The organism is Nocardioides sp. GCM10027114, from assembly GCF_042659625.1.
Lineage (GTDB): Bacteria > Actinomycetota > Actinomycetes > Propionibacteriales > Nocardioidaceae > Nocardioides.
In genome coordinates this window covers 303,900-319,651 of record NZ_JBHSSS010000002.1, presented here as the reverse complement: position 1 = coordinate 319,651, position 15,752 = coordinate 303,900, and the positions used below count along the sequence as shown (strand labels likewise).

General features: G+C 72.4%; 13 protein-coding genes and 1 tRNA gene. 13 read left to right on the top strand and 1 reads right to left on the bottom strand.

Annotated features, from left to right (window positions below; genetic code table 11):
* Positions 1 to 2: 2 nt before the first annotated feature.
* The 12 genes from ACFP2E_RS02080 (at position 3) to ACFP2E_RS02025 (ending at position 10,892) form a co-directional block, all read left to right on the top strand.
* Positions 3 to 356, top strand: coding sequence for a hypothetical protein (locus ACFP2E_RS02080; protein ID WP_378521967.1), 354 nt, complete (start codon positions 3 to 5; stop codon positions 354 to 356).
* 2 nt (positions 357 to 358) lie between these two features.
* A complete protein-coding gene (locus tag ACFP2E_RS02075) occupies positions 359 to 1,282 on the top strand; it encodes a segregation and condensation protein A (RefSeq protein WP_378521966.1) in 924 nt (307 codons plus the stop codon).
* Between the two features lie 59 nt (positions 1,283 to 1,341).
* Positions 1,342 to 1,959, top strand: a complete 618-nt coding sequence (gene scpB, locus ACFP2E_RS02070) for an SMC-Scp complex subunit ScpB (protein WP_378522011.1) — start codon at positions 1,342 to 1,344, stop codon at positions 1,957 to 1,959.
* The gene (locus ACFP2E_RS02065; protein WP_378521965.1) at positions 1,956 to 2,720 is read left to right on the top strand and encodes a pseudouridine synthase; all 765 of its coding nucleotides are present in this window, start codon (positions 1,956 to 1,958) and stop codon (positions 2,718 to 2,720) included. The genes scpB and ACFP2E_RS02065 overlap by 4 nt, the downstream gene beginning before the upstream one ends.
* A gap of 124 nt (positions 2,721 to 2,844) precedes the next feature.
* Positions 2,845 to 3,276, top strand: a complete 432-nt coding sequence (locus tag ACFP2E_RS02060) for a universal stress protein (RefSeq protein WP_378521964.1) — start codon at positions 2,845 to 2,847, stop codon at positions 3,274 to 3,276.
* Positions 3,276 to 4,760, top strand: a complete 1,485-nt coding sequence (locus tag ACFP2E_RS02055) for an alanine/glycine:cation symporter family protein (RefSeq protein WP_378521963.1) — start codon at positions 3,276 to 3,278, stop codon at positions 4,758 to 4,760. Before ACFP2E_RS02060 ends, ACFP2E_RS02055 begins: the two co-directional genes overlap by 1 nt.
* Before the next feature lie 138 nt (positions 4,761 to 4,898).
* On the top strand, positions 4,899 to 5,960 hold the full coding sequence (locus tag ACFP2E_RS02050) for a prephenate dehydrogenase (RefSeq protein ID WP_378522010.1): 1,062 nt from the start codon (positions 4,899 to 4,901) through the stop codon (positions 5,958 to 5,960).
* Positions 5,961 to 6,005: 45 nt separating this feature from the next.
* A complete protein-coding gene (gene cmk, locus ACFP2E_RS02045; RefSeq protein WP_378521962.1) occupies positions 6,006 to 6,683 on the top strand; it encodes a (d)CMP kinase in 678 nt (225 codons plus the stop codon).
* Positions 6,680 to 7,471: a lysophospholipid acyltransferase family protein gene (locus tag ACFP2E_RS02040; protein WP_378521961.1), complete on the top strand. Its 792-nt coding sequence runs from the start codon at positions 6,680 to 6,682 to the stop codon at positions 7,469 to 7,471. The genes cmk and ACFP2E_RS02040 overlap by 4 nt, the downstream gene beginning before the upstream one ends.
* Complete coding sequence (gene der / locus ACFP2E_RS02035; protein WP_378521960.1) at positions 7,468 to 8,862, top strand: ribosome biogenesis GTPase Der; 1,395 nt, start codon at positions 7,468 to 7,470, stop codon at positions 8,860 to 8,862. The genes ACFP2E_RS02040 and der overlap by 4 nt, the downstream gene beginning before the upstream one ends.
* A gap of 102 nt (positions 8,863 to 8,964) precedes the next feature.
* Positions 8,965 to 10,746: an MFS transporter gene (locus ACFP2E_RS02030; protein ID WP_378521959.1), complete on the top strand. Its 1,782-nt coding sequence runs from the start codon at positions 8,965 to 8,967 to the stop codon at positions 10,744 to 10,746.
* Between the two features lie 72 nt (positions 10,747 to 10,818).
* Positions 10,819 to 10,892 (top strand) — tRNA-Pro (locus ACFP2E_RS02025).
* A 61-nt stretch (positions 10,893 to 10,953) separates the two neighbouring features.
* Here ACFP2E_RS02025 and ACFP2E_RS02020 read toward each other — a convergent pair.
* Positions 10,954 to 11,259, bottom strand: a complete 306-nt coding sequence (locus tag ACFP2E_RS02020; RefSeq protein ID WP_378521958.1) for a hypothetical protein — start codon at positions 11,257 to 11,259, stop codon at positions 10,954 to 10,956.
* Positions 11,260 to 11,413: 154 nt separating this feature from the next.
* On the opposite strand from ACFP2E_RS02020, the gene ACFP2E_RS02015 reads away from it, so the two are divergent.
* Complete coding sequence (locus ACFP2E_RS02015; RefSeq protein ID WP_378521957.1) at positions 11,414 to 15,583, top strand: BTAD domain-containing putative transcriptional regulator; 4,170 nt, start codon at positions 11,414 to 11,416, stop codon at positions 15,581 to 15,583.
* Positions 15,584 to 15,752 lie beyond the last annotated feature (169 nt).

Genomic DNA, 15,752 nt, shown 5'->3' with positions numbered 1-15,752 from the left:
GCATGCCGGCCGCGGACGACCTGTTCCGCAGGACCGCGGAGAGCGACCAGGCGCGCGTCCGGGCCGTGCCCGACCAGCCGACCCCCGCAGCCGAGCCCGTTGCGGAGACGCGCGGTGCCGGGGCGTCCGCGAAGAAGCGCCCCAGCGGCCGGGTCCGCCACGACGAGAAGATGACTGTCTACATCACGTCCGAGGAGCTGCTCGACCTCGAGCACGCGCGACTCTCGCTGCGTCGTACCCACGGCCTCGCGGTCGACCGTGGCCGCCTCGTGCGAGAGGCCGTGGCGCTGGTGCTGGCCGACTACGAGGCCAACGGCGACGACAGCGTGCTCGTCCGGCGCCTGTCCGAGGAGTGAGCGTGACCGAGGCCGAGGCGCCCGCCGACACTGCTGCCGGCGCCGAGGCCCAGGCGGCCGCCGCCGGCGGCTTCGCGGTGCGCCTCGACAACTTCGAGGGCCCCTTCGACCTGCTGCTCAACCTCATCGCCAAGCACAAGCTCGACATCACCGAGGTCGCGCTGTCCAAGGTCACCGACGAGTTCATCGCCCACGTCAAGGCGGCGGGCCCGAGCTGGGACCTCGAGCAGACGACGTCGTTCCTGCTCGTCGCCTCGACCCTGCTCGACCTCAAGGCGGCCCGGCTGCTGCCGCAGGGCGACGTGGAGGACGAGGAGGACCTCGCCCTGCTCGAGGCGCGCGACCTGCTGTTCGCGCGGCTGCTGCAGTACAAGGCGTTCAAGCAGGTCGCCGCGGTTCTCGAGCAGCGGCTCGACGGGGAGTCTCGACGGCACCCGCGCGCGGTCGGGCTCGAGGAGCGCTTCGCCACGCTGCTGCCGGAGGTGCTGATCGGGATCGGCCTCGAGCAGTTCGCGGCGCTCGCGGCGAAGGCGATGGAGCCCAAGCCGGTCCTCGAGGTGAGCCTGCAGCACATCCACGCCGCCAAGGTGAGCGTCCGCGAGCAGGCGACCCTGGTGATGGAGCGGCTGCGCCGGGGAGGCACACTGACCTTCCGCGCTCTGTGCCGCGACTCGCCCGACACGCTGACGACGGTGGCGCGCTTCCTCTCCCTGCTGGAGCTGTTCCGCGAGGGGGCCGTGGCCTTCGACCAGGTCAGCCCGCTCGGGGAGCTGACGGTCCGCTGGACCGGCAGCGACGAGGACGAGTTCGAGATCGACGAGTTCGAGGGGGCGCCGGCCGAGGCGCCCGCGTCGGACCCGGAGCAGGACAACCCGGAGCAGGACAACCCGGAGCAGGACAACCCGGAGCAGGAAGAGGACACGTGAGCGAGGAGACGCTGGCCGTCCCGGTCGCGGCGCTGCGCCCGTCCCTGGAGGCGCTGCTGATGGTGGCGGACCAGCCGATGGACGTCGCCACCATGGCATCGGCCGTGGGCCACCCCAGTGACGAGGTGGCGGCCGCGCTGGAGGCCCTGGCCGCCGAGTACACCGAGCAGGACCGGGGCTTCGAGCTGCGCAACGTCGCCGGCGGCTGGCGGTTCTACACCCGCGAGGCCTACGCGCCGGTCGTGGAGCAGTTCGTGCTCGAGGGCCAGCAGGCGCGGCTGACGCAGGCCGCGCTGGAGACCCTCGCGGTGGTCGCCTACAAGCAGCCCGTCTCGCGGGCGCGGGTGTCGGCCATTCGCGGCGTCAACGTCGACGGCGTCATGCGCACGCTGCTGACCCGGGGTCTCGTCGAGGAGTGTGGGACCGACGAGTCGTCGGGCGCCCACCTCTACCGGACCACCGGCTACTTCCTCGAGCGCATCGGCGTCACCTCCCTCGACGAGCTGCCCGAGCTCGCGCCCTACCTGCCCGACATGGCCGACATGGAGGACGAGCTCGCCCAGGTGGCTGCCGCAGCTGCCGCGCAGACTCCTGAGCAGACTCCTGAGCAGACTCCTGAGCAGGCCCCGGAGCAGGCCCCGGAGCAGGCCTCCGAGCAGGGCGAGGGCGGCGAGTGAGCGACGTACCCGGCTCCGTCCCCGGCGCCGACGACGAGGGCCTGGTCCGGCTCCAGAAGTACCTCGCCCAGTCCGGCGTCGCCTCGCGACGCAAGTGCGAGGAGCTGATGCTCGACGGGCTGGTCACGGTGGACGGCGAGGTCGTCACCCGTCTCGGCACCAAGATCGACCCCCGCACCGCGGTCGTCCGCGTGGACGGCAAGCGGCTCCCGGGCATCTCGCCGCACGTCTACCTGGTCCTGAACAAGCCCCGCGGGGTGGTCTCGACGATGTCGGACCCGGAAGGGCGCCGCACCTTGCAGGACCTCGTGGCAGACCGCCCCGAGCGGCTCTTCCACGTGGGCCGGCTGGACACCGACACCTCCGGCCTCATCCTGCTCACCAACGACGGCGACTTCGCCCACCGCATGGCGCACCCGTCGTACGAGGTGGACAAGACGTACGTCGCCGAGGTCGAGGGAGACGTCATCCGGGCCACCCTCGGTCGGCTGCAGGAGGGCGTCACCCTGGAGGACGGACCGGTCGCGGTGTCCACCGCGCGGATCGTCACCCACGGACCCGGCCGGACGATCGTCGAGCTCGTGATCCACGAGGGCCGCAACCGGATCGTGCGGCGCCTGCTCGACCACGTGGGGCACCCCGTGCTGCGCCTGACGCGGACCGCGATCGGGCCCGTGCAGCTCGGCGGGCTCAGGAGCGGCGAGCTACGCGACCTGACGCTCGACGAGCTGGGCGAGCTGCTCGACGTCGCGAAGCTGTAGGGTCTCGCCCGTCCCGCCAGTCGTACGCCGTGTCCGGTAACCGGACGGGCTGCACGTGACGCAGGTCACGTCAAGGCTCTAGGCTCGGGATCGACGTGTCCCCGTCCCCCCAGTGAGGTGGCCCGTGTCAGAGATCCTGGTCGGCGTCGACCGAAGTGAACACTCAAGACGGGCGGTGGAGTTCGCCACCCTGCGCGCCCAGCAGCTTCACCGCAGTGTGGTGATCGTCCACGTCATCCCGTGGTCCCCGTACTCCTTCAACACCCCCGACGAGAACGAGCACCGTCACGAGCGACGGGAGGCCGAGCTCAAGGCCGCCACGGAGCAGATCATCGAGCCGCTGGCCGCGCTGGCGCGGGAGACCGGCGTGGATGTCGACACCGTCGTGCGCCACGGCGACCCCGTCGACACGCTCATCGCCATGGTCCAGGAACGGGGGAGCGAGCACATCGTGCTCGGGAGGACCGGTGACAGCCGGATGCGGCGCGCCTTCTTCGGCAGCCTGCCCTCGCAGATGGTGCTGCACGCGCCCGTCCCGGTGACGGTGGTGCCGTGATGAGCGCCCTGCTGAGCCTGCTCCCGATGGCGAGCATCGACGAGACCATCAGCGACTACTTCGGCCCCATCTCCGACTGGATCGTCAGCGTCGTCTTCTACTCCGTGAACATCAACGGGGCCGACGTCTCCCTGATCGTGCTCTGGCTGATCGCCGGCGCGATCTTCTTCACCGTCTGGCTCGGCCTGCCGCAGGTCAACGGCCTCAAGCACGCCGTCAATCTCGTGCGCGGCCGCTACTCCAGGCCCGAGGACGCCGGCGAGGTGTCGCACTTCCAGGCGCTGGCCACAGCGGTCTCGGGCACGGTCGGCCTCGGCAACATCGCCGGCGTGGCCGTCGCGATCTCCATCGGCGGCCCCGGGGCGACCTTCTGGATGATCGTCGCCGGCTTCTTCGGCATGGCGGCCAAGATGGCCGAGTGCACGCTGGGCGTGAAGTACCGCCACGAGCACGCCGACGGCTCGGTGTCCGGCGGCCCCATGTACTACCTGCGCGACGGCGTCTCCCGGGTCACCGGCAGCCAGGGGCTCGGCCGGTTCCTCGCTGCGTTCTTCGCCATCTGCTGCATCGGCGGCTCGCTCGGCGGCGGCAACATGTTCCAGGCCAACCAGGCCACCGCGCAGATCGTCGGCGTGACCGGCGGCGAGGACAGCCCCTTCGCCGGCCTCAACTGGGTCATCGGGCTCGCCTTCGCGGTGATCGTGGCCGCCGTGATCATCGGCGGGATCAAGAGCATCGCCCGGGTCACCGAGAAGGTCGTGCCGTTCATGGCGGCCATCTACGTCCTCGCGTGCCTCATCATCATCTTCGTCAGCTTCGACCAGGTGCCCGGCGCCTTCGGGGACATCGTCACCGGCGCCTTCAGCCCCGAGAGCATCGGCGGCGGCTTCCTCGGCGTGCTGATGGTCGGCTTCCAGCGCGCCGCGTTCTCCAACGAGGCCGGTATCGGGTCGGCGTCGATCGCGCACTCGGCGGTGAAGACGAACGAGCCCGCGACCGAGGGCCATGTCGCACTGCTCGAGCCGCTCATCGACACGATCATCATCTGCACGATGACCGCCCTGGCGATCGTCATCACCGGCGCGTGGGACGACCCGGACGCGTCCGAGCTCGGCGGCGTGGGGCTGACCTCGCGCGCGTTCGAGTCGGTGCTGCCGTGGTTCCCCAACGTGCTGGCCGTCGCCGTGATCCTCTTCGCCTTCTCGACGATGATCTCGTGGTCGTACTACGGCATGAAGGCCACCGGCTACCTGTTCGGCGACAGCGCCACCGCGGAGCTGGTCTTCAAGGTGATCTTCTGCCTGTTCGTCATCATCGGCGCCTCGCTGTCGCTGGAGCCGGTCATCGGCTTCTCCGACGCGATGATCTTCATGATGTCGATCGCCAACGTGGCCGGTCTCTACATCCTGGCCCGCGTGGTCCGCAACGAGATCCGGGGTCACAAGGAGAGGGTGCGGACCGGGGAGTTCGCCCGGGTCAAGTGACGCTCGAGTGAGGCTCGAGTGACACTGCTCGAATGACCTGGCCCTGCGGGCTCTAGGGTTGGCGGGTCGGCTGCCGGTGAGGCGGCCGACCCGCCGATCTGTCTGCCGACCGAGCCGAACCGAGGAGTGGCCGTGGGGATGCTGACCGGGCCTGTCGAGGTCGTCGGGACCGGGCTGCTCGGCACGTCCGTCGCCCTGGCATGCCGGCGTGCCGGCCTCGAGGTGCTGCTCAGCGACATCTCGCCCGAGCACGTCCGGACCGCCAGCGGCCTGGGCGCCGGCCGCGCCCGTGTGTACTCCGACCGGCCGCAGCTCGTCGTGGTGGCGGTGCCGCCGGACCACCTCGCCGAGGCCGTCCTGGCTGCGCTGAGGGACGGCGACGCCGTCGTGACCGACGTCGGCTCGGTCAAGGAGCTGCCGCACCGCGCTGTTGTAGCGAACGCACCCGACCTGGCAGGCCGGTACGCCGGGGGGCACCCGATGGCGGGCAGCGAGCGCTCCGGGCCGCTCGCGGCCAGCGCCAACCTCTTCGACGGCCGGCCCTGGGCAGTGACCCCCCACGAGGGCTCCTCCGAGGAGGCGGTCGCGCTGGTGGAGGAGCTGGCCGGGCTGTGCGGCGCGGTGGCCGTCAGGCTGACCCCGCGAGACCACGACGAGGCGGTCGCCCGGATCTCGCACCTGCCCCACCTGCTCGCGGCGCTGGTGGCGAGCCGGCTGGCGGAGGCCCCGGCCGAGCACCTCACCCTCGCCGGGCAGGGTGTTCGCGACGTCACCCGCGTGGCCGCCAGCGACCCGGCCATGTGGCAGCAGATCGTCGGCGCCAACGCCGAGGCGGTCGCCGCCCTGCTGGAGGAGGTCCGGGGCGAGCTCGAGGCGATGATCGACGCCGTGCGGACCGGTGGGCGCGACGAGCTCGGGCGGCTGCTCGAGCGGGGCGTCGCCGGCACCCGCGCCATCCCCGGCAAGCACGGCGGGCCGCTGGCGCCCACGCGGTCGGTCTACGTCAGCGTCCCCGACCACCCGGGCGAGCTCGCGCGGCTGTTCGCCGACGCGGGGGAAAGCGACGTCAACATCGAGGACGTCCACATCGACCACGACCCCGGCCGACCGGTCGGGCTCGTCGAGCTCCTGGTCGCGGAGTCGCGGGCCGAGCACCTGCTCGCCTCGCTGGAGTCCCGCGGCTGGGTGACCCACCGGTAGGCTGCGGCCTGCCCGTTGTACGCAGCACCAGAAGGCAGGTCACCCGTGAGCCGCATCCCCGAGGACATCGTCGTCGCCGTCGACGGCCCGTCCGGCTCGGGCAAGTCCAGCACGTCGCGCGGGGTGGCGGTCCGGCTCGGGCTGCGCTACCTCGACACGGGGGCGATGTTCCGCGCGATGACGTGGTGGATGCTGCGGCAGGGGGTCGACGTCCACGACGCCGACGCGGTCGCGGCGCGGGTGGACGAGCCCGAGATCCTCTCGGGCACCGACCCGACCGGCCCGTCGATCATCGTCGACGGCACCGACGTCGGCCTCGCGATCCGCACCGACGAGGTGAACGGTGCGGTCTCGCCGGTCAGCGCCGTGCCTGCGGTCCGGCAGCGGCTCCTCGAGCTGCAGCGCAGCGTCATCGACGCCGGCGGGATCGTGGTCGAGGGCCGCGACATCGGCTCGGTCGTGGCCCCGGACGCCGCGGTCAAGGTCTACCTGACCGCGGACCCCGAGGCGCGGGCGCTGCGGCGTGCCGCCGAGGAGGGCGGCACCGACGTCGCCGCCACCCAGCAGTCGCTGCTGGCGCGCGACAAGATCGACTCGGGCCGGACCACCGCCCCGCTCGTCATGGCCGACGGGGCCGCACACATCGACACCACGGCGTACACCCTCGACGAGGTGATCGACCAGGTCGTGGCGCTGGTCGAGGCGGTGGGGGAGTCCGCGTGACCCCCGCCCCGCCACCCGCCCCGCCACCCGCCCCTGGGCTGCACCACGCGGCGCCCCCGCGCAGCGACACCGCGCCGCACCCGCCGCGGTTCCTGCTGGAGCCGCTGCGGCCGCTCGCGCGCCGGGTACTCCGTCAGCGGTGGGAGGTCGAGGTCCACGGTGCCGAGCACGTGCCCGGCACCGGTCCCGTGATCTTCGCCTCCAACCACATCGGCATCGCCGACGGTCCGATCCTCACGATCTTCGCGCCGCGTCCGGTGCACTCGCTGACCAAGGTGGAGATGTTCAGCGGCGGGATGGGCCGCTTCCTCCACTTCAGCGGCCAGGTGCCGCTGGACCGGTTCAACCCCGACCCTCGCGCGGTGAAGACCTGCCTGCGGGTGCTGCGCGAGGGGCGCACCATCGGGATCTTCCCCGAGGGGCGGCGCGGCGGCGGCGACGTCGAGCGCTTCCACCGCGGCGCGGCGTACTTCGGCATGGTCACCGGCGCGCCGGTGGTCCCCGTCGCGATGCTGGGGACCCGCCGTCCCGGCGGGCACACCGACGAGTGGCCGGCCCGCGGCAGCCGCATCGACCTGGTCTTCGGACCACCCGAGGTGCTGGAGCCGGTGCCCTGGCCCCGCACCCGGGAACAACTCGACCGTGCCTCGCTGTTGTTGCGGGAGCACCTGAGGACCCATCTGGAGCAGGCGCTGGCCACCACCGGCCGCAGCCTGCCCGGTCCACTTCCCGCCACGGAGGTCGAACCCGACCCCGCCACCGGCGTCACCGAGCAAGGAGCACCATGAACGACGGGCACCCCGAGCCCCTGACCGGCCCCGACGACTACGACGCCGTCGACGACGAGAACGAGCACCTGTCCGGCCCCGTGCCGGTCCTCGCCGTCGTCGGCCGGCCGAACGTCGGCAAGTCGACGCTGGTCAACCGCATCATCGGCCGCCGCGAGGCCGTCGTCGAGGACGTGCCGGGTGTCACCCGGGACCGGGTCTCCTACGACGCGACCTGGAACGGCCGCGCCTTCACCGTCGTCGACACCGGTGGCTGGGACCCCGACGCCCGCGGGCTGGCGGAGCGGATCGCGGCCCAGGCCGAGATCGCCGTCGGGCTCGCCGACGCGGTGCTGTTCGTGGTCGACGCGACGGTCGGCATCACCGACGCCGACGAGGCCGTCGTGAAGATCCTGCGCCGCTCCAAGAAGCCGGTCGTCCTCGCGGCCAACAAGGTCGACGACATGCGCACCGAGGCGGAGGCCTACGGCCTGTGGAACCTCGGGCTGGGCGAGCCGTTCCCGGTCTCCGCGCTGCACGGCCGGGGCTCGGGCGACATGCTGGACGCGGTGCTCGCGGCGCTGCCGGAGCCACCGCCGGAGCGGCTCGGCGAGGTCGGCGGCCCGCGCCGGGTGGCGATCGTCGGCAAGCCGAACGTCGGCAAGTCCTCGCTGCTCAACAAGCTGGCCGGCGAGGACCGGGTCGTCGTCGACAACGTCGCCGGCACCACCGTGGACCCGGTCGACGAGCTCGTCGAGCTCGGCGGCCGCACGTGGCGCTTCATCGACACCGCCGGCATCCGCAAACGGGTCAAGGAGGCGTCGGGCCACGAGTACTACGCCTCGCTGCGGACGTCGACCGCGATCGACCGCGCGGAGGTGGCCGTTCTGGTCGTCGACGCGGACCTGTCGATCTCCGAGCAGGACATCCGGATCCTCCAGACGATCCGGGAGGCGGGCCGTGCCCTCGTCATCGCCTTCAACAAGTGGGACCTCGTCGACGAGGAGCGCCGCTACTACCTCGAGCGCGAGGTCGAGCGGGAGCTGGTCCAGGTGCAGTGGGCACCACGGATCAACATCACCGCCCGCACCGGCTGGCACGTCGACCGGCTGGTGCCGGCGCTCGACAAGGCGCTGGAGGGCTGGGAGACCCGCGTGCCGACCGGCGCGCTGAACTCCTTCCTCGGCCGTCTCGTCGCCGAGCACCCCCACCCGGTGCGTGGCGGGAAGCAGCCGAAGATCCTGTTCGGCACCCAGCCGTCGACCTCGCCGCCCACGTTCGTACTCTTCACCAGCGGCAAGCTCGAGGCGTCGTACCTGCGCTTCGTCGAGCGCCGGCTGCGCGAGGAGTTCGGCTTCGTGGGCACGCCGATCGTGATCCAGCAGCGGCCGCGGGAGAAGCGCAAGCGCTAGCCGGCACCCCAGGCAGCCACGAGACGAGCCGGGGGCTGACCGGCCCGGTGCTGCCGACCTTGGCCCGTGTCGACGGGCTTCGGGGCACGGTGGGATCGACCCATGGCAGTCCCGGCCTGGGTCAGCAGCCGTCGCCGCCGCCCGGGCGCCGGCGGCACGAAGCTGCTGCTCGGGCTGGCTGCGCTCGCGGTGGCGTTCGCGGCGGCCGACACCTACGTCGTGGTGCTCGCGCTGCCGGAGATGATGGCGGCATCGGGGCTGTCGGGGGAGGACCTGCAGCGGGGAGCCCCGATCATCTCCGGGTTCCTGCTCGGGTACGTCGCGGTGCTGCCGCTGGCGGGGCGGCTCTCCGACCTGCGGGGTCGCATCCCGGTACTGGTCGGCTCGCTGGTGCTCTTCTCGCTGGGCTCACTGGTGACTGCGGCTGCCTACGACCTGACGTTCGTGGTGACCGGTCGCGTGCTGCAGGGCCTCGGCGCCGGAGGCCTGCTGCCCGCCACCCTGGCCCTGGTCGCGGACCTCTATCCGCCCCGTGACCGGGGGATCCCGCTGGGGGTCGTCGGCGCGGTCCAGGAGTTCGGCAACGTGGTGGGTCCGCTCTACGGGGCGGCCGTCCTGGCGGTCGGGTCCTGGCGCGACATCTTCCTCATCAACCTCGCTGCCGGGCTGGCGCTGGCTGCGTTGCTGCGGCACCGGGCGCGGACCGAGGGGCACCCGGTCCCGTCACTCGGCCGCCCCGACTGGCTCGGCTGGTCGCTGGCCGTGGTCGCGGTGGCTGCCGTCCTGCTGGTCATGCGCCAGCCGGGACGGTTGCGCGAGGACCTGCTGCTCGGGGCCGCCTTCACGCCGCTGGTCGGCGGAGGCCGCTGGACCTCGCCGCTGGCGCTCGCCGCGGCGGTCGCGGTGCTGCTGCTGGTCGCACGCTGTGTGTGGGCCCGGGACCCGCTGCTCGACCTGCGTGCGTGGGGCCGGGTGCTGGCGCAGGTCGACGTGCTGGGGGCGTCGCTCCTCACGGTCGGACTCGGCGGGGTCATCCTGGCGTTCGGCACGGCCGACGCCCGTGAGGGGGTACTGGCCCCGGGCGGTCCGTGGTTGCTCGTGGCGAGCGCGCTGGCGCTGACCGCCTTCTGGCGCCGGAGCCGGTCGGTGCCCCATCCGCTGCTGCCGGTCGGCACGCTCTCGGCGACGCCCGCATGGGGGGCGCTGGTCGTGAGCTTCTTCGTGGGGGCCGGCCTGATCGCAGCGCTGGTCGACATCCCCGTCTGCGCGCGGCTCGTGCTGCGGGGGGAGACGCAGCTGACCGCGGCCCTGGTGCTCGTCCGCTTCCTGATCGGGCTGCCCGTCGGTGCGTTCCTGGGTGGGTGGCTGACCCGGCGGTTCGCGGCGGGAGGCGTCACCGCCCTCGGCATGGCGCTGGCGGGCGGCGGGTTCGCCTGGATGTCCACGTGGGGCGTGACCGCGCTCGAGAGCCCGGTGGCCACGGTGCCGCTGTTCGCCGCCGGCGCCGGGATCGGGCTGGCGATGGCTCCGGTCAACGCGGCCCTGCTGGCGGCGAGCGACGACGCCGTGCACGGAGTGGCCAGCGGGCTGCTGGTCGCCGCCCGCACGGTCGGCAAGCTCGTGGGCATCAGCGTGCTGACGGCCGTCGGGCTGTCGCGGCTCTACGCGGCCCAGCGGGGCCTGCCCGGCCCCCGCGAGGTCTGCGCGGACGGGGCCAGCAGGTGCGCGGAGTACACCGCCCTGCTGCGGGACGCCGGGCTGACCCAGGTGCAGACGATCTTCCTCGGCGCCGCGGTGTGCTGCGTGATCGCCGGCCTCGTGGCCCTCGTGGTGTTCCGGGATGCGGAGACCCGTCACGTCCGCCCCACGACCTTGGGGCTGTAGCGAGGCGCGACCCGATTCCGACTCCGGGGCCAGGCTGCGATAGTGTTCACGCGGCCTTCCACGGAAGGCCATCGGGCTGTGGCGCAGCTTGGTAGCGCACTTGACTGGGGGTCAAGGGGTCGCAGGTTCAAATCCTGTCAGCCCGACCGAAAAGACCGCCTCTGACCTGCGAATCTGCAGGTCGGAGGCGGTTTCGGTCTCCGCGGCTCATTCGCCGCAGCGGATGGCCCAGGCATCGCGGGCGTCGGCGGTCCGGGGCCCGTTCTCGAAGCAGTCCCTGAGTCTCATCTGGTCGGCGGCCTTGCGGTGGCAGCTCATGCTCCATCCTTCGTGGCCGTCGGCGGTGCGCGGGGCGCCACTCATGCACCGTCCGTACAGGTCGTCGTACGAGTCATCGAGCGGGCCGTCCGCGCCGGCGCCGGCGAGCGGGGTGACGGTCAGCGCGACCACGAGCGCGATGCCGACGAGGGTGACGCTGGGGGTGGTGAACTTGCGATGGGTGTGACGGTTCATGGTCTTCTCCGTCTCTTGCGGTGGACCAGCTCGGGTGCCTGGTCGCTGAGTTGCTTCCAGGTATGCCGGAGGACGGTGTCGGCCACGCCTCAGGCGGTGACGGCCGGGTAACGGCGGTGTTGACGCCTCCCGCGGTCCGCGAAACCGTGAAGGGATGGTCGTGAACGTCCTGGGGCCGGTGGCGGTCGACGGGGACAGGGGGTCGTTGACCCCTCGCGACCGGGTCGTGCTGGCGGCCCTGGCGATGACGCCACGCGAGGTGGTCAGTGCGGATCGGCTGGCCGACGCGTTGTGGGGTGAGGAACCGCCGGCGACGTGGTCGAAGGTGGTGCAGGGGTGTGTGGTGCGGATCCGGAAGGTGTTGGGCAGCGAGGCGATCCGCACCACGCGGCAGGGCTACGTGCTGGACGTTTCCGAGGACGCGGTCGACGCGTTCCAGTTCGAGCGGCAGGTGCGCCGGGGCAGGGAGCTGCTGTCGCTGCGGGAGCCCGAGCGTGCCCGCTACACCGTCGGCCAGGCGTTGGGGCTGTGGCGCGGAGCGGCTCTGGCCGACCTGGACGGCTGGGCGCCGGCCGAGGACGCGGCGCGACGATGGGAAGAGATGCGTCGTGACGCCGAGGAGCTCGGGGTCGAGGCGTCGCTGGCGGCGGGGGCGTGGCGCGAGGTGCTGACCGAGGCAGGCCGTCTCGTGGCCGAGCAACCATTCCGGGAGTCTCGGTGGGCGTTGCTGGCCCGGGCGCAGTACCAGGCGGGGCGGCAGGCGGAGTCCTTGGCCACCCTGCAGCGGGCGCGTGCGGTGCTGACCGGTGAGCTGGGACTGGACCCCGGTCCGGATCTGGCGGCCCTGGAGGCGGCGATCCTGCGGCAGGACCCGGATCTGCTGCCGCGCCCGGAACGGGCCAGGGCCTCGACGGCCTGTCCGTACAGGGGCTTGCTGTTCTACGACGTCGACGACAGTGAGGAGTACTTCGGGCGCGACGCCGAGGTCGACACGTGTCGGCAGATCCTGGACCGGCAGGGCATCGTGGCGGTGGTGGGCCCCTCGGGCAGCGGCAAGTCATCGCTGGTGCGAGCCGGGGTCGCGGCCTCGCTGCGCCGCGACGGGCGAGCCCTGGCCACGATCACGCCGGGGCCGCACCCGATGGCCGCGCTCGCCGACGTCAAGGGTCTGCGAGCCGACTCGGTGCTCGTGGTCGACCAGCTCGAGGAGGCGGTGACCGTCTGCACGGACCTCACCGAGCGTGAGGCGTTCTTCGACGCGCTGGCCGCGCGCGCCGATGCCGGTCAGGGGACGGTGCTGGCGCTGCGGGCCGACCGGTTGGGTCTGCTCTCGGCACACAAGCCGTTGTCGCGGCTGCTGGAGCGTGGCCTGTACCTGTTGGGCGCGATGGACGAGGACGACCTGCGCAGCGCGGTCGAGGGGCCGGCCCGCCAGGCGGGGCTGCTGGTGGAGGCCGGACTGGTCGACATCCTGGTCCACGAGGTCGCCGATGAACCGGGCGCGCTCCCGCTGCTGTCCCACGCGCTGGCCCAGACCTGGGAACGACGAGAGGGTGGCACGCTCACCGTCGAGGGATACCGCTCTTCCGGGGGCATCCAGGGCGCGGTCGCGCAGACCGCCGAGGACGTCTTCGTGGGGCTGACCCCCGAGGAGCAGGGGACCGCTCGCGACCTGCTGCTACGCCTGGTGGTCTCGGTGGGGACGGGCGAGCCGTCCCGCAGCCCCGTGCCGCGGCGGGCCGCCGCCCCGGACCCGGCGCACGAGCAGGTCGTCGAGACGCTGGTGGCCGCGCGGCTGCTCACCTCCGACGGCGAGATCCTCGCCCTGGCCCACGAGTCGCTGGCGCGGGCCTGGCCGCGGCTGCGTGGCTGGCTGGACGCCGACAGCGAGGGGCAGCTGATCCTGCGTCACCTGACCGTGGCCGCCGACGCATGGCAGGGCATGGGCCGCCCCGACAGCGAGCTCTACCGTGGCGCGCGGCTGGCTCGGGCGATGGAGTGGCGGCAGGCCACACACGTCCACCTCACCGACACCGAAGTCCAGTTCCTCGACGCCTCCGTGGCCCGAGCTCGCGAGGAGTCCCGCACGGCCGAGGAGCGCGTGCGCGAGCAGGCGCAGATCAACCGCCGGCTCCGGGGTCTGCTGGCCGGTGTGGTCGCGGTCCTCGTCCTGGCCCTCGTCGCCGGAGGTCTGGCCGTCCGCGAGAGCAGACGGGCTGACGACCAAGCCAGTCGCGCCGACGACCAGGCCAGGCTCGCGGTCGTGCGCGAGCTTGCGGCGGCATCCCGGGCCGCGCGTGTCGACGATCCGGAGCTGGCCGCGCTCCTGGCGCTCGAGGCATCCTCGCCCGAGCTCGCGCGCGCGGGGCACGTGGAGCGAGAAGCGGTCGAGGCTCTGCACGGCGCCGTCCGGGCCTCCCGCATCGTCTATGTGACCGAGGACGGCGGTGGAGCGGTCGCGTGGAGCGGGAATGGGGATCTGATCGCGACCGAGGGGCCGGAGGAGACCGGGCTCGTCGACCTGAGAGACGCCGTGACCGGGGAGCCCGTTGCGCGGTTCGAGGGGCACGACATCGACGTCAACGATGTCGCCTTCGGCCCCGGCGACGTGGTGGCCACCGCGGGGGACGACGGCGACCTGCGCGCCTGGGACCCCGATGACCACCACCTCCTCGCCGAGGTCCTGGGTGACGGCCAGGTCTGGGGTCCGTCCTTCTCCACCACTGGTCCGACGCGTCTTGCCGCGGCCTGGTTCGATGAAGGTGTCGTGCGCGTCGCCACCCTCGACGACGCGTGGAAACCACGCACCACGCGCACGATCAAGATCCCCGGCGGCCCGTTCGACACATCGTTGAGCCCCGATGGTGCCTCGCTGGCCGTCGCGACCGCGGACCCCGTGCGGGCTCGCGTCGTCGATGTTCGCTCCGGCCGGATCCGCTTCCATCTGCGGGGCCACGTCGCGAATCTCTCAGAGGTCGCCTACAGCCCGGACGGCCGGTGGATCGCCACGAGCAGCGATGACGGGACGGTGCGCATCGTCGACGCGGACACGGGGGCGCCACGTCACGTCATCGCCGAGTCCAGCGCCGGGGTGCGCGGTATCGCCTGGGCCCCGGACTCCGCGCGCGTGGCCGCCGGGGGCTGGGACGGCAAGGTCCGCGTCCATGAGCTCACCGAGGACGCCGCCTCGACGTCCATGGTGATGAGTGGTGCCTCGACCGAGGGCGGTGTGTGGCGTCTTGCGTTCTCACCGGACGGGCAGCGCCTGCTGTCCGGCAACTTCCCCGTCACCGCGGCCACGGTCTGGGACGTCGGGCTGCACGGCGACGCCGAGGTGGCGAACCTGCCTGCTGGGCCCCCGGGTGCTGCCGGGGCCGCCTTCGACTCCCGCGGTCGCCTCTACCTCCACGACGTGGACGAGTCGCTGCGAGTCACGGACGACGACGGTGCCCTGATCGCCCACCTCGAGAAGCCGACCGACCTACGGGCTCCCGACGGAGCGCCCCCACCCCAGGGCCTGGCCGTCAGCGCGGACGGGTCGACGGCCGGGACCGGTGCCACCGATCTCGGTGTGACCGTCTGGGACGTCGCCAGCGGTGAGCACCTCTTCTCCACGGGCCGCGGCACCTGGCAGTCGACGCCGGCCTTCAGCGCGGACGGGCAGCTCGTGGCAGTGGGCGGCGACGAGGAGCTGACCGTCCGCACGCGTTTCGGCGAGGTCCTGGCCCGGCTGAAGGATGGACGCGGGTACTTCGACCCAGCTTTCAGTCCGGACGGCCGCACGGTCGTCGTGGCGAGCGGCCCGACCGATCGACCGGTGTACGACCGGAACACGGTGAGCTGGGAGTGGGAGACAGGCACCACCACCGTGCTGGCGGAGGGAGAACGCTTCGCGCCCAAGTTCTCGCCGGACGGCACGAAGGTGGCCATCGCCGCCGCTTCGGTGGTCTCGATCATCGTCGACGCCGAGTCCGCAGAGGTGCTGGCCGAGCTCGAAGGCAGCCCCGCCGGCGTCGCGGACCTCGCCTGGAGCCCCGACGGCAGCCGGATCGCCACCGCAGGAATCGACGGCCAGATCATCGTCTGGGACCCGACACAGGGCAGCCAGATCCTGGAGCTCCCGCCCTTGCCCTACGAGGTGTACTCGATCGCCTTCTCGCCCGATGGGCGCCACCTCGTCACCACCTCGAGGTTCGAGACGCTCGCCCGGGTCTGGACGCTCGACGTGGAGGAGCTGCGGCAGATCGCCGCCGGCAAGGTCCGACGGGGCCTCACCGCAGCCGAGTGCGCGACCTACCTGCATGGTCGAGGGTGCACGACCTGAAAGGTGGGTCAGTTCGTCGTTTCCGTGGATCACGGGTGCCCCGGTGGAGCAGGGCCTGGTGGAGGCGCGCAGCGGGCAGGTCGTGCCAGCATCAGGGCATGCCGTTCGTCAGAAGCCACGCGTTGGACGGGAGCGAGGCCATGGTGACGTCGACGGAGTGCCACCACGT

Coding starts and splice junctions, on each gene's coding strand:
- ACFP2E_RS02080 (WP_378521967.1), top strand. CDS start 3: ATGCCGGCCGCGGACGACCTGTTCCGCAGGACCGCGGAGAGCGACCAG.
- scpB (WP_378522011.1), top strand. CDS start 1,342: ATGGTGGCGGACCAGCCGATGGACGTCGCCACCATGGCATCGGCCGTG.
- ACFP2E_RS02055 (WP_378521963.1), top strand. CDS start 3,276: ATGAGCGCCCTGCTGAGCCTGCTCCCGATGGCGAGCATCGACGAGACC.
- ACFP2E_RS02050 (WP_378522010.1), top strand. CDS start 4,899: ATGCTGACCGGGCCTGTCGAGGTCGTCGGGACCGGGCTGCTCGGCACG.
- der (WP_378521960.1), top strand. CDS start 7,468: ATGAACGACGGGCACCCCGAGCCCCTGACCGGCCCCGACGACTACGAC.
- ACFP2E_RS02030 (WP_378521959.1), top strand. CDS start 8,965: ATGGCAGTCCCGGCCTGGGTCAGCAGCCGTCGCCGCCGCCCGGGCGCC.
- ACFP2E_RS02020 (WP_378521958.1), bottom strand. CDS start 11,259: ATGAACCGTCACACCCATCGCAAGTTCACCACCCCCAGCGTCACCCTC.
- ACFP2E_RS02015 (WP_378521957.1), top strand. CDS start 11,414: ATGGTCGTGAACGTCCTGGGGCCGGTGGCGGTCGACGGGGACAGGGGG.